Origin of the sequence: Streptomyces sp. NPDC048734, from assembly GCF_043198675.1 — a bacterium.
Taxonomy (GTDB): domain Bacteria; phylum Actinomycetota; class Actinomycetes; order Streptomycetales; family Streptomycetaceae; genus Streptomyces.
On record NZ_JBICUZ010000025.1, the window covers coordinates 18,552 to 40,094 of the forward strand.

The 21,543-nt window shown below is 73.8% G+C and carries 14 protein-coding genes; 11 read left to right on the forward strand and 3 right to left on the reverse strand.

All coding sequences use genetic code 11. The annotated features are described in order from the left end of the window. The first annotated feature begins 88 nt into the window (after positions 1 to 88). The 7 genes from ACGFQC_RS34725 to ACGFQC_RS34755 all read left to right on the forward strand — a co-directional run bounded on the left by ACGFQC_RS34725 (position 89) and on the right by ACGFQC_RS34755 (position 10,353). Complete coding sequence (locus tag ACGFQC_RS34725; protein ID WP_363092030.1) at positions 89 to 385, forward strand: YlxR family protein; 297 nt, start codon at positions 89 to 91, stop codon at positions 383 to 385. 147 nt (positions 386 to 532) lie between these two features. Further along, positions 533 to 3,640: a translation initiation factor IF-2 gene (gene infB, locus ACGFQC_RS34730; RefSeq protein ID WP_363092031.1), complete on the forward strand. Its 3,108-nt coding sequence runs from the start codon at positions 533 to 535 to the stop codon at positions 3,638 to 3,640. Positions 3,641 to 3,819: 179 nt separating this feature from the next. Continuing rightward, the gene (locus ACGFQC_RS34735) at positions 3,820 to 4,116 is read left to right on the forward strand and encodes a DUF503 domain-containing protein (protein WP_363092032.1); all 297 of its coding nucleotides are present in this window, start codon (positions 3,820 to 3,822) and stop codon (positions 4,114 to 4,116) included. 44 nt (positions 4,117 to 4,160) lie between these two features. Next, positions 4,161 to 4,613, forward strand: a complete 453-nt coding sequence (gene rbfA, locus ACGFQC_RS34740; RefSeq protein ID WP_363092033.1) for a 30S ribosome-binding factor RbfA — start codon at positions 4,161 to 4,163, stop codon at positions 4,611 to 4,613. After that, positions 4,610 to 5,515 carry a tRNA pseudouridine(55) synthase TruB gene (gene truB / locus ACGFQC_RS34745; RefSeq protein WP_363092034.1) on the forward strand — a complete coding sequence of 302 codons (906 nt, stop codon included), beginning with the start codon at positions 4,610 to 4,612 and terminating at the stop codon, positions 5,513 to 5,515. Before rbfA ends, truB begins: the two co-directional genes overlap by 4 nt. Before the next feature lie 281 nt (positions 5,516 to 5,796). Further along, complete coding sequence (locus ACGFQC_RS34750; RefSeq protein ID WP_363092035.1) at positions 5,797 to 9,231, forward strand: trypsin-like peptidase domain-containing protein; 3,435 nt, start codon at positions 5,797 to 5,799, stop codon at positions 9,229 to 9,231. A gap of 171 nt (positions 9,232 to 9,402) precedes the next feature. Then, on the forward strand, positions 9,403 to 10,353 hold the full coding sequence (locus ACGFQC_RS34755; protein ID WP_363092036.1) for a bifunctional riboflavin kinase/FAD synthetase: 951 nt from the start codon (positions 9,403 to 9,405) through the stop codon (positions 10,351 to 10,353). A 66-nt stretch (positions 10,354 to 10,419) separates the two neighbouring features. Here ACGFQC_RS34755 and ACGFQC_RS34760 read toward each other — a convergent pair whose 3' ends face one another. The 3 genes from ACGFQC_RS34760 to eccE all read right to left on the reverse strand — a co-directional run bounded on the left by ACGFQC_RS34760 (position 10,420) and on the right by eccE (position 16,164). Next, complete coding sequence (locus tag ACGFQC_RS34760; protein ID WP_363092037.1) at positions 10,420 to 13,731, reverse strand: SCO5717 family growth-regulating ATPase; 3,312 nt, start codon at positions 13,729 to 13,731, stop codon at positions 10,420 to 10,422. A gap of 337 nt (positions 13,732 to 14,068) precedes the next feature. Further along, the gene (locus ACGFQC_RS34765; RefSeq protein ID WP_363092038.1) at positions 14,069 to 14,833 is read right to left on the reverse strand and encodes a hypothetical protein; all 765 of its coding nucleotides are present in this window, start codon (positions 14,831 to 14,833) and stop codon (positions 14,069 to 14,071) included. Further along, complete coding sequence (gene eccE, locus ACGFQC_RS34770) at positions 14,830 to 16,164, reverse strand: type VII secretion protein EccE (RefSeq protein WP_363092039.1); 1,335 nt, start codon at positions 16,162 to 16,164, stop codon at positions 14,830 to 14,832. The genes ACGFQC_RS34765 and eccE overlap by 4 nt, the downstream gene beginning before the upstream one ends. A gap of 198 nt (positions 16,165 to 16,362) precedes the next feature. Between eccE and eccB the strand changes: the two genes are divergently transcribed. From eccB to ACGFQC_RS34790, 4 genes are all read left to right on the forward strand, one after another. Continuing rightward, positions 16,363 to 17,889: a type VII secretion protein EccB gene (eccB, locus tag ACGFQC_RS34775; protein WP_363092040.1), complete on the forward strand. Its 1,527-nt coding sequence runs from the start codon at positions 16,363 to 16,365 to the stop codon at positions 17,887 to 17,889. Positions 17,890 to 17,912: 23 nt separating this feature from the next. After that, positions 17,913 to 19,151, forward strand: a complete 1,239-nt coding sequence (gene mycP / locus ACGFQC_RS34780; protein ID WP_393289087.1) for a type VII secretion-associated serine protease mycosin — start codon at positions 17,913 to 17,915, stop codon at positions 19,149 to 19,151. 217 nt (positions 19,152 to 19,368) lie between these two features. Beyond that, positions 19,369 to 19,803 (forward strand): hypothetical protein, encoded by a 435-nt coding sequence (locus ACGFQC_RS34785; protein WP_363092041.1) that lies wholly within the window; start codon positions 19,369 to 19,371, stop codon positions 19,801 to 19,803. Further along, on the forward strand, positions 19,803 to 21,518 hold the full coding sequence (locus ACGFQC_RS34790; protein ID WP_363092042.1) for a hypothetical protein: 1,716 nt from the start codon (positions 19,803 to 19,805) through the stop codon (positions 21,516 to 21,518). Before ACGFQC_RS34785 ends, ACGFQC_RS34790 begins: the two co-directional genes overlap by 1 nt. Positions 21,519 to 21,543: the final 25 nt, after the last annotated feature.

The window sequence follows — 21,543 nt, forward strand, 5'->3', positions numbered from 1 at the left end:
ACGCTCAGATCACGTCAGTTATACGCGCGGCAACCGTTCGACCGCTGCCCCGAAGGGGTGAGGTCGCCGCGGGGAGGTAGACTTAACTGTGTCTGGCCGGACGCACGCCCGAGCACGCCCCGAGCGCACCTGTGTGGGGTGCCGGGAGCGGGCGGCCAAGACGGAACTGCTGCGCATCGTGGCGATCGAGGACGCGTGCGTCCCCGATCCTCGCGGTACGCTGCCCGGCCGGGGTGCGTATGTGCATCCCGCCCAGGTCTGTCTCGACCAGGCGGTACGCCGCCGGGCGTTCACGAGGGCCTTGCGAGCCCCGGGAGCGCTCGACACAAAGGTGTTGCGCCAGTACGTCGAGCAGACGACCGTTGCCGAGCAGGCAACACCGTAAGAAGGCGTCGTACGGAACCTCCGTGCGGCTCTGGTACCCCGCGAGTTGGAAGTAGGTCGAGATTGCGATGAGCACTCGATGAGCACGCGATGAGTACGCCCATGAAGTAGCGACGGTCCGGACACACCCGGACCTAAAAGGAGCGAAGTGGCTAAGGTCCGGGTATACGAACTCGCCAAGGAGTTCGGGGTGGAGAGCAAGGCCGTCATGGCCAAGCTCCAGGAACTCGGTGAATTCGTCCGTTCGGCGTCTTCGACCATCGAAGCGCCCGTTGTCCGCAAACTGACTGACGCCTTCCAGGGCGGTGGCAGCGGCAAGTCCGCCAAGCCCGCCCCGCGCAAGGCGGCCCCCAGGCCCGCGGCGCCCTCGCCGGCGCAGGCGGCCCGTCCGGGTCCGGCCGCACCGCGGCCGGCCGCCCCCAAGCCTCCGACGGCCCCGCAGCCCGCGGCGCCCGCCGCGCCCGCGGCTCCGGCCGCCGCGTCGGCCTCCGGCCCGTCGGCCCCCGCGCCGTCGGCCTCCGGCCCGCGTCCGGGCCCCCGGCCCGCGCCGCGTCCGGCTCCGGCCGCCCCGGAGTTCACCGCTCCGCCGGCGCCTCCGGCCGCCCCGGCGGCTCCGGCCGCCCAGAAGCCGGCCTCCCAGGGGCCGCGTCCCGGCGCGCCCCGTCCCGCCGGCCGTCCGGCCGCCGGTCAGGGTCAGCAGGGCGGTCAGGGCCAGCGCCCGGCCGCCGCGCAGGGCCAGCGCCCCGGTGGCGGCGCTCCGCGTCCGGGCGGTGCCCGTCCGGCCGGTCCGCGTCCCGGAAACAACCCCTTCACCTCCGGCGGCAACGCCGGTATGGCCCGTCCGCAGGCCCCGCGCCCGCAGGGCGGCCCCGGCGGTCCGCGTCCCGGCGGTCCCGGTGCCCCCGGCGCCGGTCCCCGTCCCCAGGCGCCCGGCGCCCAGGGCGGCGGTCCGCGTCCGCAGACTCCGGGCGGCGCGCGCCCGTCCCCGTCCGGCATGCCCCGCCCGCAGGGCGGCGCTCCGCGTCCGGGCGGCCCGCGTCCCAACCCGGGCATGATGCCGCAGCGTCCGGCTGCCGGCCCCCGTCCCGGTGGCGGTCCCGGCGGTCGCGGTCCGGGCGGCGGCGGTCGTCCCGGCGGTGGCGGCGGTCGTCCCGGTGGCGGCGGCGGCTTCGCCGGCCGTCCCGGCGGTGGCGGCGGCTTCGCCGGCCGTCCCGGTGCTCCCGGCGCCGGTGGTGGCGGCTTCGCCGGCCGTCCCGGCGGTCCGGGCGGTGGCGGCGGTGGCCGTCCCGGCTTCGGTGGCCGTCCCGGCGGTCCCGGTGGCCGCGGTGGCACGCAGGGCGCCTTCGGCCGTCCCGGCGGTCCCGCGCGTCGCGGTCGCAAGTCGAAGCGGCAGAGGCGCCAGGAGTACGAGGCCATGCAGGCCCCGTCGGTCGGCGGCGTGATGCTGCCTCGCGGCAACGGCGAAGCCATTCGCCTGTCGCGCGGTGCGTCGCTCACCGACTTCGCGGAGAAGATCAACGCCAACCCGGCGTCGCTCGTCGCGGTCATGATGAACCTCGGCGAGATGGTCACGGCCACGCAGTCCGTCTCCGACGAGACGCTCCAGCTCCTCGCCGACGAGATGAACTACACGGTTCAGATCGTCAGCCCGGAGGAGGAGGACCGCGAGCTGCTCGAGTCCTTCGACATCGAGTTCGGCGAGGACGAGGGCGACGAGGACGACCTGGTGGTCCGTCCCCCGGTCGTCACCGTCATGGGTCACGTCGACCACGGCAAGACCCGACTGCTCGACGCCATCCGCAAGACGAACGTCATCGCGGGCGAGGCCGGCGGCATCACGCAGCACATCGGTGCCTACCAGGTGTCGACCGAGGTCAACGACGAAGAGCGCAAGATCACCTTCATCGACACCCCGGGTCACGAGGCGTTCACCGCCATGCGTGCCCGTGGTGCCCGGTCGACCGACATCGCGATCCTGGTCGTCGCGGCCAACGACGGCGTCATGCCGCAGACGGTCGAGGCGCTCAACCACGCGAAGGCGGCCGAGGTCCCGATCGTCGTCGCGGTCAACAAGATCGACGTCGAGGGCGCCGACCCGACCAAGGTGCGCGGTCAGCTCACCGAGTTCGGTCTGGTGGCCGAGGAGTACGGCGGCGACACGATGTTCGTCGACATCTCCGCCAAGCAGGGTCTGCACATCGACTCGCTGCTGGAGGCCGTGATCCTCACGGCCGACGCCTCGCTCGACCTGCGGGCCAACCCGAGCCAGGACGCGCAGGGCATCTCGATCGAGTCCCGTCTCGACCGCGGCCGCGGTGCCGTGTCGACGGTCCTCGTCCAGCGAGGCACCCTGCGGGTCGGCGACACGATGGTCGTGGGCGACGCCTACGGCCGTGTGCGCGCCATGCTCGACGACAACGGCAACAACGTCGCCGAGGCGGGTCCGTCGACTCCGGTCCAGGTGTTGGGTCTCACTAACGTCCCGGGCGCCGGCGACAACTTCCTGGTGGTCGACGAGGACCGTACGGCCCGTCAGATCGCCGAGAAGCGTGCGGCCCGCGAGCGCAACGCCGCCTTCGCCAAGCGCACGCGCAGGTTCTCCCTGGAGAACCTGGACGCGGCCCTGAAGGCCGGCGAGGTCCAGCAGCTGAACCTGATCATCAAGGGTGACGCGTCCGGATCGGTCGAGGCCCTCGAGTCCTCGCTGGTCCAGCTGGACGTCGGCGAAGAGGTCGACATCCGCGTTCTGCACCGCGGCGTCGGTGCGGTCACGGAGTCCGACGTGGACCTCGCGATGGGCTCGGACGCCATCGTCATCGGCTTCAACGTCCGCGCGGCGGGCCGCGCGGCGCAGATGGCCGAGCGCGAAGGCGTGGACGTCCGGTACTACTCGGTCATCTACCAGGCGATCGAGGAGATCGAGGCGGCCCTGAAGGGCATGCTGAAGCCGGAGTACGAGGAGTTCGAGCTGGGCACGGCGGAGATCCGCGAGGTCTTCAAGTCGTCCAAGCTCGGCAACATCGCCGGTGTCCTGGTCCGCTCGGGCGAGGTCAAGCGCAACACCAAGGCGCGCCTCATCCGCGACGGCAAGGTCATCGCGGAGAACCTCAACATCGAGGGCCTGCGTCGCTTCAAGGACGACGTCACCGAGATCCGCGAAGGCTACGAGGGTGGTATCAACCTCGGAAACTTCAACGACATCAAGATCGACGACGTCATCGCGACGTACGAGATGCGGGAGAAGCCGCGGGTGTGACACCCCCGGTTCGTGCCGGCCGGCGGGGCGCTGTCCCCGCCGGCCGGTGCGGCGTTGCGGCGGCGGTGAGCGGGGAAAACCCCGTCGAGCCGCGGCCGCGATCGTTGTACCGTTCGTGATGCCCCCGTCCGTTCAGGGCGGGGCCATCGATCCCGTACCGGCGGGTGAACCGGTTGCACATGTACGTGGGGACCCTGTCCTTCGACCTCCTCCTCGGCGACATACGCTCGCTGAAGGAGAAGCGCTCCGTCGTCCGCCCGATCGTCGCCGAGCTCCAGCGCAAGTACGCGGTGAGCGCGGCCGAGGTGGACCACCAGGACCTGCACCGCCGGGCGGTCATCGGCCTGGCCATGGTGTCCGGGGACACGGAGCACCTGACCGATGTACTGGACCGGTGCGAACGGCTCGTCGCCGCCCGCCCCGAGGTGGAACTGCTGTCGGTCCGACGCCGTCTCCACGGCGAAGACGACGACTGACCACACCAGAGAACGCAAGAGAAGAAAGAACGGGAGACGGACCAGTGGCCGACAACGCGCGCGCCAAGAGGCTGGCGGACCTCATCCGAGAGGTGGTGGCGCAGAAGCTGCAGCGCGGGATCAAGGACCCGCGGCTCGGCTCCCACGTCACCATCACGGACACCCGCGTCACGGGTGACCTCAGGGAGGCGACCGTCTTCTACACCGTGTACGGGGACGACGAGGAGCGGGCCGCCGCGGCCGCGGGCCTGGAGAGCGCCAAGGGCGTCCTGCGCTCCGAGGTCGGCCGTGCGGCGGGCGTGAAGTTCACGCCCACGCTGAGCTTCGTCGCCGACGCCCTCCCGGAGAACGCCCGCACCATCGACGACCTCCTCGACCGGGCGCGGCAGGCCGACGAGAGGGTGCGCGAGGTGTCCGCGGGCGCCGGGTACGCCGCCGGCGCCGACCCCTACAAGAAGCCCGGTGACGACGACGAGACGGACGACGCCGCCGAATGAACCGGAAGCAGACCCCGCCCGACGGCCTTGTCATCGTCGACAAGCCGTCGGGCTTCACTTCGCACGACGTCGTGGCCAAGATGCGCGGGATCGCCAGGACCCGCCGCGTCGGCCACGCCGGCACCCTCGACCCGATGGCGACGGGCGTCCTCGTGCTCGGCGTGGAGAAGGCCACCAAGCTCCTCGGGCACCTCGCGCTCACCGAGAAGGAGTACCTGGGGACGATCCGGCTGGGCCAGAACACCCTGACGGACGACGCCGAGGGCGAGACCACCTCCGCCACCGACGCCTCCGGGGTCGGCCGGGACGCCATCGACGCCGGGATCGCCAAGCTGACCGGCCGGATCATGCAGGTCCCGTCCAAGGTCAGCGCCATCAAGATCGACGGCGTGCGCTCCTACAAGCGCGCCCGCGACGGCGAGGACTTCGAGATCCCCGCCCGCCCGGTGACCATCTCCTCGTTCACCGTGTACGACGTCCGGGACGCCGTCGCCGAGGACGGCACCCCCGTCCTGGACCTGATCGTCTCGGTGGTCTGCTCCTCCGGCACCTACATCCGCGCCCTCGCCCGCGACCTGGGCGCCGACCTGGGCGTCGGCGGTCACCTCACGGTCCTGCGCCGCACCCGCGTCGGCCCGTACAAGCTGGACTCCGCCCGCACCCTCGACCAGCTCCAGGAGGAGCTGACGGTGATGCCGATCGCGGAGGCCGCCGCGGCCGCGTTCCCCCGCTGGGACGTGGACGAAAGGCGGGCCCGGCTGCTCCTCAACGGTGTGCGGCTGGAGATGCCCGAGGAGTACGCGGGCGCCGGCGCGGTCGGCGTCTTCGACCCCGAAGGCCGCTTCCTGGCACTGGTGGAGGAACAGAAGGGCAAGGCCAAGAGCCTGGCCGTCTTCGGCTGAGGCTCCCGGGACCGGCCCGGCGGATCATGCCGTGACCGCCGCGCTCCGCCCGTGGAGCGGCGGCCACGGGGTGTCGCTCCGCCGCCGCTCCACGGTCCCCCTCGGTTCCCCCCACCTCCAGGATGTGTCCGACGAGCCCCGTTCATTCACCCGTCCGGACGGGCGCTCGGAGTGAACCCGGGGAGTGCACGGGGGCGCGTTCGTATCGCGGCCTGTCCCGCCGATCACCGCGCGCCTACCGTCGACCGGAGAGCACGCGGGCGGGGCGGGGAGGTACGGCGATGGAGGGACGGGGCCCGCGCACCGGCGACGGCCGCGACACACCGCGGTACGGCCCCCGGGCGGCGCACGAGGACGACCCGCGCCCCTTTCCCGAGCCCTCGCTGGTCCGCGTCCAGGACCTCGCCGGGCGCCCCCGCGGCACCGGCTTCCTGGCCGACCACCACGGCACCGTCGTCACCAGCCACGAGGCCGTCGACGGCCTGACCCGCCTCGTCCTGTTCGGCGCCGGCGACCGCGGCTGCGTCGTCACCGCCGACGCGGTCACCCCGCTCCCGGAACTGGACCTGGCCCTCGTCCGCACCCATGGCCTCGACGCGGCCCCCCTGCCGGTCACCGTGCGCGGGGGCGCCGGCAGCGGCACCCACGTCCGGCTGGCCGCCGGCTGCTGGCGCGAGGCGCGGGTGCTGACGGCGACCTCCGTGACGTACACGGCCACGGACCGCTTCCACCGCCTCGCGCACTGCCTGGAGCTGGCCATCGGTACGGCGGGGCGGGACGCGCTGCGGCTCGGCGGGGGCGCGGCCGGCGGGCCCGTGCTGGACGCGGAGACCGGCGCCGTCGTCGCCGTCCTGGGCACCGCCCTGCGCTCCGACCGCCACGACACCGGTTTCGCCGTCCCCCTGCGCCACGGCCCGCCGGGCGGCCCCCTCGCCGACCTGCTCGCCCGCAACGCCGCCACCGTCCCCGCCTACGGCGCCGACCTCAACCTGGCGGGCGTCCTCGAACTCGCGGCCACCTCCGTCGGCTCCGACGGACCGCCCGCCCAGCCCCACGCCGTGATCGAACGCGCCCTGCCCGCCGAGGAGTTCGCCGCCTTCACCGAGAGCGGGGCCACCGTCCTCGCCCTCGTCGGCGCCCCCGGCAGCGGCCGTACGACCGAACTCGCGGCCCTCGCCGGCCGGCGCGCCCGGGGCCCGCAACCGGCGCCCACGCTGTGGCTGCGCGGCGCCGACCTGCGGGAGACGGACCGCTCCGTCGCCGACGCGGCCCGTCGCGCACTGACCCGCGCCGCCCGGATCGTCGCCGCGTCCCGCCCGGTCCCCGCCCTCGACGACCTGACCCCGGAACGGCTCGCCCACCTCGCCCGCGCCGCCGGCCGGCCGATGCTGCTCCTCCTCGACGGCCCCGAGGAGATGCCGCCCCTCCTCGCCCCCCACCTCCCCGAGTGGACCGGGGGCACCGTCGGCTGGCTGCGGGAGACCGGAGCCCGGCTGGTGGTGGCGTGCCGGGCGGAGTACTGGGAGCAGGCGGGCCGGCACTTCCCGACGGGCGTGCTGCACGGCCGCGCGGACCGGGACCTGCCGCCCCGCGTCCCGCTCGAGGACCTCACCGCGGCCGAGGCCGAGGAGGCCCGTGCCCTGCTCGGCGTCCCGGACACCGCCCTCGCGGGCCCCGACGCCCGGCACCCCCTCACCCTCCGCCTGTACGCGGAGGTCCGTGCCGCACTCCCCGACACCGACCACGCCACGCCCGTCGGACGCGACGACGTCTTCGCCGCCCACCTCGACCTGCTGTGCCTGCGGATTGCGGTCCGGCTGGCCGCGGAGAACGGTGTGCGCCGCACCGCCGTACGCCTGCTCGCCGCGAAGGTGTCCGGGCAGGTCCACGAGGCGGCCCGGCGCAGCCTCGGGGCGGGCCGGGGCGAGCTGGACCGGGCCTCGTTCGAGGCGGTGTTCCCGTGGGGACCCGCGCCCGCCCGGCTCGGTGGCGGAACCGGCTGGGCGTCCGCCGTCCTCGCCGAAAAACTCCTGGTGCCCGCCTGCGGCGGCTACCGCTTCGCCCACGAGGAACTCGCCGACTGGCTCCAGGGCCTCCACCTCGACCTGGACGAGGCCCTGCGCGTCCTCGTCCACCGCCCGCGCACCGCCGACGGCGTCCACCCGCTGCCCGTCCCGCACCACCGCATCGGCCCCGTCGTCCAGGCGCTGCTGCACCTCGGCCGGCAACAGGGAGCCCGGCAACTCGGCCTCCGCCTGGCGGAGTTGACCCACGTGCTGGAGGTCGACCCGCAGTCCTGGTGGGCCGCCCGGCTGCTCGCCGAGACCCTGCCGCGGGTCCCGGACGCGACCCCGTACGCCGGCGTCCTGCGGATCCTGGCCGACCTCGTCGTCAGCCGGTGCGACCGGCCGGACCGGCCGGCCGGGTTCGGCCCGGACTTCTGGGCCGCCCTGCGGCTCCCGGCCGGCCTCCGCCTCGACCTCCTGCGCCGGCTGGTCCTCGCGGACCCGGCCCCGGACGCCGAGGACGTCCCCCGCCACCTCGACGCCGTCGCCCGGCTGCTCGCCGTCGACACCGCCGCCGTACAGCCGCTGCTCGCGCTCTGGTTCGACGACGAACGGCCGCTGCCCGCGACACCGCACGCCACCGTGGCGACGGCCGCCCAGGCCCTGCTGCACACCCACCGGCACCGCGGCCTGGACGACCTCACCGAGGTCCTCATGGACCGCGCGCACCCGCGCGCCGACGAACTCCTCGCCGTGCTCGCCGAGGAGGAACCCTCCGCGCTGTGCCGGGCCGTGGACCGGTGGGCGCACGACGAGCGGCCGCGGCGACGGGCCGCGGCCATGACGTACGGACCGCGCGCGGCGGCACACGTGCGCGCCCGCCCCGACCGCGACCTGCTGCGGTACGCCGCCCTCGCGGTCCTCGCCCACCCCGCCGACCGGGACCTCCACGGGGCCGCGCTCGCCCTCCTCGTACGCGACCCCGAAGCCCGCGGCCGGCACCTTCCACGGGCTCTGGAGCGGTTCGCCCAGGGCGATCCGCAGCTGCCCCCGAGCGCGCTGCTCACCGCGCTCACCACCCACCCGGAACCGGTCCTCGAGGCCTGCCGCGCCCGGCTGGACGGACCCGGCGCCGACACCGGACCCCTGCTGCGTGCCCTGGTCGACGCCACCACACCCGCCCTGGCCCGCCGGGTGGCGCCGCTCCTGCGCGAGGTGCTGGAACGGCACCCGGAGGCCGTCGGCGACCTCGCCGCGTGTCTCGACGAGCGCCTCGACCTCGGACAGCCCGCCCCGGCCGTGCTGTTCTCCCTGGTCACCGGGTTGCTGGACGGCGGATCCGAGGTCCTGCGGGCCGCCCTGGCCGGTGTCCTGGCCGGACCCGGCGCCCTCCGCGGGGAACTGCTGGACTTCCTGCTCGCCCACGAACACGACGTCGCCGTCCTGGACGCCGTGCTCCACGCGGCCGGCCGGCTCAGCGGCCCGGACCTGCGCGTCCTCGTCCACCGCACCGGCCTCCTGCTCGGCCGCACCCCACAGGGCGCCGCCCGCCTCGACCGCGGCCTGGCCGACCTGGCCCACCGCGTTCCCGGCTTCGCCGCACAGCTCGCGGACTGGCTCGCCGGACAGCCGGCGCAGTGGGTGGCGCTGGTCGGCCCGGACGCCCGCCGCACGATCGAGCACCTGGCGGGTGCGCGGGTCCCCGTCTGATCAGGGGCCGCGCCGGACGGCCCGGGGCAGTGGGGCGAGTCACAGCGCCCAAGCCCGATGCGGGCCGGAGACACCCGGCATGGCACCCTTAGAGCTGCGTACGCGGTCAACGGAACACACGAACACACCACCACACGACAAACACGGACACGGGTTCGAGGAGCGGTCACAGTGCAGCGCTGGCGTGGCTTGGAGGACATCCCCCAGGACTGGGGGCGCAGCGTCGTCACCATCGGCTCCTACGACGGCGTCCACCGCGGACACCAGCTGATCATCCGGCACGCCGTGGACCGGGCCCGCGAGCTGGACGTGCCCTGCGTCGTCGTCACCTTCGACCCGCACCCCAGTGAGGTCGTGCGCCCCGGCAGCCACCCGCCGCTGCTCGCCCCGCACCACCGCCGCGCCGAGCTGATGGCGGACCTGGGGGTGGACGCGGTCCTCGTCCTCCCCTTCACCACCGAGTTCTCGAAGCTGTCGCCCGCCGACTTCGTCGTCAAGGTCCTGGTCGACAAGCTGCACGCCAAGGCGGTCGTCGAGGGCCCCAACTTCCGCTTCGGCCACAAGGCCGCGGGCGACGTCGAGTTCCTCACCGAGCAGGGCAAGGTCCACGACTTCGAGGTCGAGGTCGTCGACCTGTTCGTCTGCGGCGACGCGGGCGGCGGCGAGCCGTTCTCCTCGACGCTGACCCGGCGCCTGGTCGCCGAGGGCGACATGGAGGGCGCCGCGGAGATCCTGGGCCGGCCGCACCGCGTCGAGGGCGTGGTCGTGCGGGGCGCTCAGCGCGGCCGGGAACTCGGTTTCCCCACGGCGAACGTCGAGACCCTCCCGCACACCGCGGTCCCGGCCGACGGCGTCTACGCCGGCTGGCTGCACGTGGGCGACGAGGCGATGCCGGCCGCCATCTCCGTCGGGACCAACCCGCAGTTCGACGGCACCGAGCGCACGGTGGAGGCGTACGCCATCGACCGCGTCGGCCTCGACCTGTACGGCCTTCACGTGGCCGTCGACTTCCTGGCCTTCGTCCGCGGCCAGGCGAGGTTCGAGTCCCTGGAGGGGCTGCTGGAGCAGATGGCGGTGGACGTGAAGCGCTGCCGGGAACTGGTGGCGGAGGCGGGCCGGTAGCCCGCTCCTACGACGGCGAAGGGCGGCCGGTGTCATCGGACACCGGCCGCCCTTCTTCCGTCGCCGCTACCGCTGCGGGGGCGGCGGGGGAGGGGTCTGGCCGTCCGGGCCCTGGGGGTGGGGCGGGTAGGCGGGCTGCTGCTGGTAATGCTGGTCGTGGTTCGGATAGGGCTGGCCGGGCTGCGGCGCCTGCGGGTAAGGCTGTTGGGGCCCGCCGTACGGCGTCCGGCCCTGCGGGGGATAGGGCTGACCGCCCGGCTGCTGGGGCGCGGCGGGATACGGCTGGCCGGGCTGCGGCTGCGGCTGGGCCTGAGCCTGGGCTTGGTACTGGGCCTGGTAGGGCTGGGGCTGACCCGGCAGGGGCGGGGCGGCGACCGGCGGCGGGTTGCCGTCGTTGGTCCACAGGCCGTGCATCTGCTGGTGCCGGACGAAGTCCTCCGCGACCAGCGCCGCGAGGTTGAAGTACGACTCCCGCACCTTCGGCCGCATCATGTCGAGGTCGACCTCGGCACCGGCGGCGAGGTGCTCGTCGAACGGCACCACCACGACACCCCGGCACCGCGTCTCGAAGTGGCTGACGATGTCCTCCACCTTGATCATCTTGCCGGTCTCGCGGACGCCGGAGATGACGGTGAGGGACCGCGAGACCAGCTCGGCGTACCCGTGCGCGGACAGCCAGTCCAGCGTCGTACTGGCGCTGCTCGCGCCGTCCACCGACGGCGTCGAGATGATGATGAGCTGGTCCGCGAGGTCGAGCACCCCGCGCATGGCGCTGTAGAGCAGACCGGTGCCCGAGTCGGTGAGGATGATCGGGTACTGCTTGCCCAGGACGTCTATCGCGCGCCGGTAGTCCTCGTCGTTGAACGTCGTGGAGACGGCCGGGTCCACGTCGTTGGCGATGATCTCCAGGCCGGAGGCGGCCTGCGAGGTGAACCGCCGGATGTCCATGTAGGAGTTGAGGTACGGGATCGCCTGGACGAGGTCGCGGATCGTGGCCCCGGTCTCGCGCCGCACCCGGCGGCCGAGCGTGCCGGCGTCGGGGTTCGCGTCGATCGCGAGGATCTTGTCCTGCCGCTCGGTGGCGAGGGTCGAGCCGAGCGCGGTGGTCGTGGTCGTCTTGCCGACGCCGCCCTTGAGACTGATGACCGCGATGCGGTAGCAGGACAGCACCGGGGTCCGGATCAGCTCCAGCTTCCGCTGCCGCTCGGCCTCCTCCTTCTTGCCACCGATCCTGAACCGGCCGCCGCCCGCCGTCGGACGGCTGCTCTTCGCCTTCTGCTTCTTGTTGTTGAGCAGCCGGTCGGAGGACAGCTCGACGGCCGCGGTGTAACCCAGCGGCGCGGCACCGGGGTTGACCGGCTGCCGCTGATCGTGCTGGATCGGCTGCGGCCAGGCGGCCCCGGCCCGGGGGTCGACGGGGGCCTGGGGCGGCTGGGGAGCCTGGGGTGCGGGAGCGCCCTGCGGCGGCTGGGCCGCCTGTGCCGCGTGCGGCGGCTGTCCGGGGAAACCCTGGGGAGAGCCCTGCGGGAACCCCTGGGGCGGGGCGGCCTGGGGGTGGCCCTCCACCTGGTGGGGGATACCGGGCTGGGCCTGAGAGGGCTGGGGGGTCTGCGGCGCTTGCGGCGCATCGGGGGCGTGCGGGGCCGGGGGCGAGGGCTGCGGGAACCCGTAGCCGCCGGGGGCGGCCTGTGCCTGCGGGGCGGCCTGTGCCTGCGGGGCAGGAGGGGCCGGGGCCTGGTGGGGGCCGGGCGCGGGCGGCTCCGGGGCGGCCTGGGCCTGCTGGGGGAAGCCGTAACCACCGGGGTTGGCGGGGGGCGTGGGCGCAGAGGGCTGCGGGAAGCCGTAGCCGGGCTGGGAGTTGGGCGCCGAGGGCTGCGGGAAGCCGTAGCCCGGCTGGGAGTTGGGAGCGGGCGGCGGGGTCCCCGGCTGCTGCTGGGGGGCAGGGGCGGGTGGCTGCGGGAAGCCGTACCCGGCCGGGTGGTTGGCCGCGGGAGCCGGGGGCTGCGGGAAGCCGTAACCTGCCTGCGCGCCGGGCGTGGGCTGCGGGCCCGGCTGCTGCGCGGCGGGGGGCTGCGGGAAGCCGTACGCCGGCTGGGGCGCGGGCTCCGCCGTGGGTGCGGCGGGTGGCGCGGGGGTCCAGGCCGCCGGCGCGGGCGGCTGGGCCTGCGGCTGGGCGGGCGGCTGCGGAGCCGCCGAAGCCGCTGCGGGAGCGGGCGGCTGCGGTTGAGCCGGCCACTCGGGCGCCGGGGCGGGCGTGGCGGGCTGGTACGACGGCGGCAGCGGCGGCAGTCCGCTCTGCGGGGCCGGCGGGGGAGTCCAGGCGGGCGGAGCCACCGGCGGTGCGTCGCCCTGCGGAGCGACCGCGTCCGCGGGGAGGGAGTCCGACGGCGGGGCGGCCGGTGCCGGTGCCGCGTCCGCGGCGGTCGGCGGCTCGGTCGCCGCCGGGGCGTCCGGTTCGGCGGCGGGCGTGTCGTCCGAAGGGACCTCGTCCGCCGACTCCGCGTCGACGGACGAGGCGGCGGAATCCCCGGTGACGGTGGACCCTGCCGAGGGAGCCGCGTCGCCTTCGGCGGTCGGTCCGGCGTCCTGCCGGACCCCGTCCGCCGCTTCGGAGGCAGCGCCCTCGGGCGCCGCCCCGCCGGACCCGGTCTCGGTCTCCCCGGTGTCCGTCTTATCGGCGTCCATTCCCTCGGCTTCGGCTTCGGCTTCGGAGGGCGAAGTCTCGCGGACCTCGTCGCTCGCGGCCCCGGCATCACCCGCTGGGGCCGTGGCGTCCGTCTCGGCCGCGCTGTCGGCCGTCGGGTGCGCCGTCTCGGCCCGCTCCGCGAGCTGCCGCTTCAGGGCGACCGCCGAGAAGCGCATGGTCGCGCCGCTCTCGAGATCGCCGTTCCCGGAACCGCCCTCTTCTCCGGCGGCGGGCGCCGCGGGCCGCGGCTGCTGCGGCTCGAACCCGGCCTCCGCCGGCAGTCGGGGCGCGGCGACCGGCTCTCCGACGGGAGCCGGCGAGGCCACGGGTGGCGCGGGCGGGGCGAACGGCGCCTCCGGAGCGGGAGCCACGGGCGGCGGGTACGGTGCTCCGGCCTCAGCCCCGGCCGCCGGTGCGGGCGGTGCGAAGGGAGCCCCGGTCACCGGAGGGCCCAAAGGCGCGTACGGCGCCCCGGGCGTCACGTTCGGGTGGGCCGGCGGAGCCGACCCACCGGCACCCGCGGCCGATCCGGTGCCCGACCCGGAGTCGCCCGCAGCGTTCTGCGTGTACCAAGCGGGCGGCGCGTAGTCGATGGTGAACTCGCCCGTCGTCTCGATGGCGGACTCCGCGTCGGTCTGGTCATCGCCGGGTGTGGCCCAGCCCCCGCGGATCCCGTCCCGATCGCTGCTCACAGTTCCTCCTGGTGTGGTCGAGCACCCTCAAAGCCGTGCCGGGGCGACCGTTTCTCGTCGTACGCGGTGGTCCGAGGCCGTCTGGGGTCGTCCTGAGTGCCGGCTTCCCCCGGGACGCAGACGCCCACCCCACGGTTTCCGGCATCGCGCCCGGCACCAGCCTAATCATCGGATGCCCCGCCCAGGCAGGTCCGCCCACCCCCGGCACCAGTCCATCACGTCACCGGCCTCCCGACGAGTGACCTCGCGTGCGCCACGACCCGGCAAAGCGGCCATAACGCCACAACTGCCGTACGAGGCAGCCGGAAAGAGGGAAACCGGGAAGCCGTAGACCGGCTCAGTCCATACGCCGGGGCGTGCCCAGCAGCCCGACCTCCGCGTCCGTGGGCTGCGTCATCACGTACTGCCGGTCGCGGTCGGCGCACCACAGGGTGAAGCCGTCGGCGAGCGTCGGCAGGGCCTCCACGTCCGCGCGCGGCAGCGCCAACGCGCGGCCCAGCTCCGCAGACTCGTCCGGCGAGATCCGCTGCACGCCGACGAGCCTGGCCTGCCGCAGCAGCCGGGGGGCGACCGGGGAGAGGTACGGCAGCAGGGTGAGCACGGCCTGCCAGGGTCCGGAGGCGACGCGCCCGCGCGGCGGGCGCATCCCGCAGTCCCGCACCACCAGCACCGGAGTGCCCGCCGACGCGCCCTGCGGGGGCACCCGGCCGACCTCGTACACCGCCAGGCCGTTCTGCCCGCCGCCCATGGCGTGCACCATCTGCGCCCACGCCTGCGGCCGGCCCGTCTCCACGGCCACCCGCGCTCCGGTGGCCGCCGCCCTGAGCGCGAGCACCTGCGCGGTCCACAGGCCTCCGATCAGGACGACGTCGTACGGCGTGGGCCGGTTGACGCCCAGGACGGCGGGCCGGCCCTCGGCGTCCACCCCGATGACGACGCCGTCGTCCCCGATCGGCAGCGCCAGCGCGCCCAGTTGGTCCATGGACACCGAGTGCCGCCCGTGCCGCGGGCCGATCAGTCCGAAGCCGGCGCGCGGCAACCGGTGTCCCTGGGAGCCGGAAGAAGGCTCGGGTGCGCCGGTCCCTGCCGTCGTCGCCGTCATCGGGCACCTCCGAGGGGCAGCGTGGCCAGGATGCCGGGCACCTGTTCGCGGTCGAGGCGGGCGAGCCCCGCGCCGGTGTGCCGGGCCGCACCCTGCACCGCGCGCCTGGCCGCCACGAGTTCGTCGTCACTGCGTCCCGTCACCCGGACGTGCCCGCTCAGGGACACCTCCTGCCGCTCGCCGCGCGCGAGGGTGAGGCTGAAGGTCGTCGCCAGCGCCGGGACGGCGGTGATCAGGGCGACGAACTGCGGCAGCGACGGACCGCCGCCACCGTTCAGCGCGGGCCACCGGCGCATCCAGTACGTCGTGTGCCGCCGGTTGTCGCACCGCCAGCTCCGGCCGGACTCCTCGGTGCGCCGGTCCACCGCCCCGGTCCGCCCGGCCTCCGCCGTCACCAGCGGGTTGGCGCACACCGAGGTGGCGAGGGCGGCCGTCAGCCCCTCCTCGTCGAGCACGGTCGCCCGGAACCCGGCGCCGGTCAGCCGGCTCGCCAGATGGTCGGCCGCCCGTACGACGCACTTCTGCGCGCCGACGAGACCGCCGCCGCGCGCGGCGACGGCCTCCGGGCACAGCTCCGGGTCCAGCTTCAACGCGATCCACGTGATGCGCACCGCCGGTGCGCCGGTCTGCTCCTGCAGCGGCGCGTAGTTGGCGACGGCCACGGACTGGCGCGGCAGGTGCAGCGCGGGCGCGGGCTGGGTGTGCAGCACGATCTGCGCGGACTCCAGACGGATGCCGTCCACGTCGAGCGCGTCGTGCACCAGGGCGAGCGGCAGCGGCTGCCGGCTGCGCTCGGCCCGCAGCGCGGTCGCGTCCGCCTCGACCTGGAGCACGGCGGTGACGAACGTGCCGTCGCCGACGATCCCGACGGGCCGCCGGTCACGGCTGCCGTACTCGTAGGTGCGCAGGCTCGGGTCGCACTCCAGGGCCGGGGCGAACCCCGGCTCGGTCCCGGGCGGTATCTCCAGCTTGGCGGCCTGCCGGCGGCGGGCCTTCAGCGCCCGCGCGGTGGCCAGCCACTCCGGGAGGGAACGGCCCCGTCGGCGCGCCACCGAGAGCACCACCAGCACCGCCGCGACGACACCGGCCACGCCCAGGGCCACCGGGCCGATCGCCCAGCCGACCAGCAGGACGGCGGCCGCGGTCTCCCACAGGACGAGGCGTTGCAGCCGGAACGCCCCGGCGGCCCCCGAACGCACCTTGAGATGGAGCGCCCCCGAGGCCCCCGACGCCGCCGACCGCTGCGACGCCCGCGGCGGCTGCGGTCCGGACGCCGAGGAGCCCCGCGTCCGCGACCGGCCACCGGAGCGCACGCGCGTTCCCGAAGCCATCACTCCATCTCCCCGTTCTGCTCACGACTCGCCCGTAAATCAGCACCCCACAGGGCACTTGACGGCCCGGGAACCCTACCCGCTCCCCAAGTCCGCGCGGATACCAGGCATAGTAGGGGGCCGCTCCGACATCGGGGGCGGGGGACCGCGTCACCCGCGCGTGCGGCCCGGACGGAAAACGGGGAGAGACACAGACAGATGGCATCCCGGCGCGATCAGCTCAATGCCTACACCTTCGCGAAGCGCCGCATGCTCGCGGCCTTCCTGCAGTCGTCGCCCGACGGTTCGGAGGAGGGAGCGCCGCGCCCCCTGCGGTCCGTCCTGCCGGGCATCGTCGTCGGAGTGATCGTCATGGCGGTCTTCGGGGCGTGGGGCATGTTCAAGCCGACCGCGCCCAAGGGCTGGGACGAGCCCAACGCCAAGGTGATCGTGGCCAGCAAGTCCACGACGCGGTACGTCGTCCTGAAGACCGACGGCCAGGTCCAGCTCCACCCCGTCCTCAACATGGCCTCCGCCAAACTGCTCCTCGCCGACGGCCGGGGCGACGTCGTGACCGTCGCCGAGTCCGTCCTCGACAACGGCAAAATCCCGCACGGCGTCACCATCGGCATCCCGTACGCGCCGGACCGGCTGCCCCCGGCGTCCGAGGCGGGCACCGGCAAGCGCTGGGTGGTCTGCGAGCGTCCGGGCGCGGGCGGCGACGGCTCCGTCCAGAAGGCCGCGCTGGTGCTCTCCTCGCGCGACATGAAGCTCACCGACGGCAAGGGCCGCCTGCACGGCGGCCAACTGCTCTACGTCGCCGACCCGGACGGCAAGCGGTACGTCGTGGACGCGAGCGGCGCCGTCTACCCCGTCGACAAGGGCGACGAACTGCTGCTGCGCGCCGTGGTCGGCTCCGGCCGGGAGCCCCAGCGGGTCTCCGCGGAGTGGCTGGCCACCCTGCACCCGGGCGACGCGATCACCTTCCCGGCGGTCACCGGGCAGCCGGGCGCGGCGGCCGGGGCGCCGGGGCAGCTGGACGCGTCGGTCAACAAGGTCGGCATGGTCCTCAAGGCGTTCGACAACAACACGGAGCAGTACTACGTGGTGCTGCCCGGCCGGGTCGCCCCGGTCTCCGCCTTCACCGCCCAACTGCTGCTGTTCAGCGAGGAACTGGCCCCCCTCGGCCAGGCCGGGCAGGCCCACGAGGTCAGCCCCGGCGCGATCGTGCCGGGCCAGGCGTTCGGCACCGAGCGCAACTGGCCGACCGGGGACCCCGTCCCCGTCAACGAGGCGTCGGCCGCCTCCGGCAGCCGCAGCACGATCTGCAACGTCCTGCGCGACGTGGACGCCGACTCGGGCGCCACCACCCTCAGCACCTGGGTGGGCACGGACTACCCGGCCAAGCTGCCCACCGGGGCCTCCAGCGCCTACGTCACCCCAGGCTCCGGCCAGCTCTACCGCCAGTTCCAGGGCGAGCAGACCAAGACCGGCCCGGTGTTCCTCGTCACCGACACGGGCCTGCGCTACGTCCTCCAGTCCAACGCCGACAGCGCCACGGACGACGCCGGGATCGGCACCACGGCCAAGGAACGCGAGCAGCTCCAGCGCGAGGCGCGGCAGGCCCAGAACCGGCTCGGCTACAAGGACGTGGACCCGGCGCCGATCCCCGCCGCCTGGTCGGAGTTCCTGCCGACGGGCCCGCGCCTGTCGACGGCCGCGGCACGCCAGCCGCAGGGCTCGTGAGGAACGTGAGGAAGGGGACGACAGTGCTTCGTACGACGCTGGCGGCGGCCGCGACGCTGCTGACCACGGCCACGGTCCTCGCGCCCCCCGCCGGGGCGGCCGACGAACTGCCCTACTCGGACCAGTGCAGCTTCCCCAACGGCCTGTACCCGGGCCGCCCCTGGTCCCTCCAGCGCGTCCTCCTGGACGAACTGTGGAGCCGGTCCAAGGGCGAAGGCGTGCGGGTCGCGGTCATCGACACCGGCGTGGACGTGAAGAACCCGCAGCTCACCGCCGCGGTCGACGCCAAGAGCGGCCGCAACCTCCTGCCGAGGAACCTCAAGGACGACAACGGCGACCCGATCGAGCGGGGCGCGGAGAACGGCACGACGGACACCGTCGGGCACGGCACCAAGGTCGCCGGCATCATCGCGGCCCGCCCCCTCGGCGGCACCGGCTTCGTGGGCCTCGCGCCCGAGGCGACGATCATCCCGATCCAGCAGAACGACGCGGAGGGCCACGGCGACACGGGCACCCTGGCCGACGCGATCCGCTACGCCGTCCAGGCCAAGGCCCAGGTCATCAACATCTCCCAGGACACCTCGCAGGCGGTCCGCCCCGACTCCGACCTGGAGAAGGCGATCGACGAGGCGCTGGCTCAGAGGATCGTGGTCGTGGCCTCGGCCGGCAACGACGGCGTCGGCGGCAACACCAAGAAGACCTACCCGGCGTCCTACGAGGGCGTCCTCGCGGTCGCCGCCTCGGACCGCAACAACGAACGCGCCTCGTTCTCGCAGTCCGGCGACTTCGTCGACGTGGCGGCACCCGGCGTCGACATGATCTCCACGGTCCCGCAGGGCGGCCACTGCTCCGACAACGGTACGAGCTTCTCGGCGCCGTACGTCGCGGGCGTGGCGGCCCTGATCAAGGCCAAGCACCCCGACTGGACCGCCCGCCAGGTCGTCGCCCAGATCGAGCAGACCGCCGAGCGCACGATCGCCGGCCACGACCGCCTGGTCGGCTGGGGCGTCGTCGACCCGGTCCGCGCCCTGACGGAGGACGACCACCCGATCGAGTCGCCGAGCCCCCAGGACGGCCTCACCCGGGCCAAGGCCCCGACGGCCGCGAAGTTCCAGGTCGGCGAGACCCCCGACGAACGCAACGCCCGCCTCGCCACGTACGTGGCCGTGGCCGCGGCGGTCCTCGTCGCGGGCCTCGGCGGCACGGCGGTGGCGATCCGCGACGCGCGGCGCCGGGCACGGAGGGTGGCGGGGACGCAGTAGGGGGCAATGCCGGTTTCCGACTGCCGTGTGCGGACGGCCGGTTGCCGCCTGTGAAGGATCGGTGAAGCCCCGGCGGGCAGTAGCAGAGCTGTTTCATATGACAGTTGGGGCTGTCGGTGGAAGTCACTACAGTGGACGTGTAGCGGTCATGAACACCTGGGGAGCGCGGGCTGCCCGGGACGGCCGCTGACAACGGGGAACGGGGAGGGAAGGCTTCATGCTTCCTGCAGACACGGGCGGTGGTGCCGCCGACGTACGGCGCGGTCTGATGGCGCTTTCGACGTTCAAGAAGCGCGTGGACGACCTGCTGACGGCCTTCGAGGACTCGGCGGGCGGCTCGTCCAAGGTCGCGACGCACAGCCTGTCGGAGACCGCTTTCGGGACGGGCAACTTCCCGGAAGCGAAGACACTTCACCTGGAGTACGAGCGCGTTCACGAGCGCATCACGACGCTCTCCAAGTCGCTCGGCCTCCAGCTCGAGGCGATGCAGATCGCCGTCCACGGCGTGGACGTCACCTTCGACAACCTCGAAGACGACCTGCGCTACCGGTTCCACGAGATCCGGACCGAGGTCAACCAGGACCGCACCGAGATGCTCAACGAGCACCTCAAGCGCGACAACAAGGCCGACCACACGGACGCGGGGTACTGATGAGCGGCGGCGACAAGAAGCCCGACCACTACCAGGCCGAACGCCAGGACGCGGCCGAGCAGAACTCCACCGTGGACACCGTCCGGAAGGTGGCCGCCGCGGTCAGCCCGTTCTACAGCGGCGGCCACGTGAACTTCGGCAAGACCAGCTTCGAGGGCTACGACCTCAACGAGATGATCGACATCGTGGAGTCGGCGAGCCCGGAAACGCTGGAGAGCGCGGCCAAGGCCCTCGTCGACGCCCGGGACGCCATCAAGGAGGCCGCCGACGAGCTCAGCCGCAACCTCGGCTCCGTCGACTGGGAGGGCGAGGCCCACACCGCGTTCTACACCTGGGGCACGGACCTGACCACCACGGCTCGGGCACTCGCCGACTACGCCGACGAGGTGGGCACCCAGATCCTGGCGGCAGGCTCCGGCCTCGCCTCCGTACGCAAGTCCATGCCCCCGCGCGACACCCGCACCGACCGCAAGACGGCCGACGACTTCCCGGTGCCCGCCCAGGTCGACTCCAACAAGGACTACGCCGCAGCGGTCAAGGCCGAGAAGGACCGCCAAGAGGCGATCAACCAGATGTACCGACTGGCGTCGTTCTACACGGTGTCGAGCGGGATGATGCAGCTGGCGGAGGAGCCTGTGTTTCCGAAGATGCCGGATGTGGGGGTGCCGGCGCCGACAGTTGTCAGAGGGGAGGAACCTCCTGGAGAACAGAAGGTCAGCCTCCACCCTCGCTCTAGTGGCGTGGAAGAAACAGCGCACTACTCTGCGAATGCCACGACCGGGCGATCGCAGCCTGAGTCTTCCCTGCCGTCTACAGGGGGGCTGGTCGATCCCGCGACGCGGCCCGAGAACCACGTCGGTACGGAGATCGACAGCGTCGGTACGCTGCCGCCACAGGAAGCAGCGAGACCGACGACCGTAGGCCCCTCGTCGACGGCTGTTTCCAACGGATCTCCGTCGGGGGCAGTTCCAGCCTTTCCCCCTGTGGGCGTTCCTCCAGCCTTTCGAGGACAGGCCGGGCGTACCTCAGGGTTTGGCGGTGTGCCGGCAAGCAAGCTTCCGGCCTCCGCTCAGGGGCGAGTCGGTGGTATGCCGGGTGGCGCCGCGGCAGGGCGTACGGGAACAGGTCCCATGGGGCCGACGGGGCGTGCGCCCGCGCCAGGTCAGGCAGCCGGACGTGGCACTGGCCCTATGGGGCGCGGCGTTGTGGGTGGGGTGCCAAAAGCCGGAGGGCAGGTAACTGGACGTACTGGGGGCGTTCCCCGAGGCCCAGTCACCGGCATGGGGGCGATCAATCCCGGGCGCACCGGTGCCGGACGTTCCGGGGCTGGGCGTACCGGCGATGGGGTCGTTGGCGGGAGGCCTGTCACTGGTGGCACCTCCAGCACCAACCGTTCCAGACTGCCGCGCGGCACGGTCGTCGGTGGTGAGGGTGTGCCGACCTCGCGTGCTATGGGCGAGAAGCCTGGCCAGCGTGGGGTGATCGGGAAGCCCGGCCCGACAACGAGCACGGGTTCGGGACAGGCGGCTCGGCGCCCTGTCGGCAGCACTGAGGGCGTGGTCGGAACGACGAAGGGCCGAACTCCTGGAAACAGGAATGGTGGAAACACGTCCGGTGATCCGGGGGTGATCCGCGGTGCCGCACACAATCAGCGTTCCGGTAAGAAACGTTCGCGCCGGGACGAGCGGCGCGATGACGCGTCGTCGACCGACTGACCGACAAGAGCGAGGACAGGCAGAG

Coding starts and splice junctions, on each gene's coding strand:
- ACGFQC_RS34790 (WP_363092042.1), top strand. CDS start 19,803: ATGAGCGGCGGCGACAAGAAGCCCGACCACTACCAGGCCGAACGCCAG.
- ACGFQC_RS34735 (WP_363092032.1), top strand. CDS start 3,820: ATGTACGTGGGGACCCTGTCCTTCGACCTCCTCCTCGGCGACATACGC.
- ACGFQC_RS34765 (WP_363092038.1), bottom strand. CDS start 14,833: ATGACGGCGACGACGGCAGGGACCGGCGCACCCGAGCCTTCTTCCGGC.
- ACGFQC_RS34750 (WP_363092035.1), top strand. CDS start 5,797: ATGGAGGGACGGGGCCCGCGCACCGGCGACGGCCGCGACACACCGCGG.
- eccE (WP_363092039.1), bottom strand. CDS start 16,164: ATGGCTTCGGGAACGCGCGTGCGCTCCGGTGGCCGGTCGCGGACGCGG.
- ACGFQC_RS34785 (WP_363092041.1), top strand. CDS start 19,369: ATGCTTCCTGCAGACACGGGCGGTGGTGCCGCCGACGTACGGCGCGGT.
- eccB (WP_363092040.1), top strand. CDS start 16,363: ATGGCATCCCGGCGCGATCAGCTCAATGCCTACACCTTCGCGAAGCGC.
- truB (WP_363092034.1), top strand. CDS start 4,610: ATGAACCGGAAGCAGACCCCGCCCGACGGCCTTGTCATCGTCGACAAG.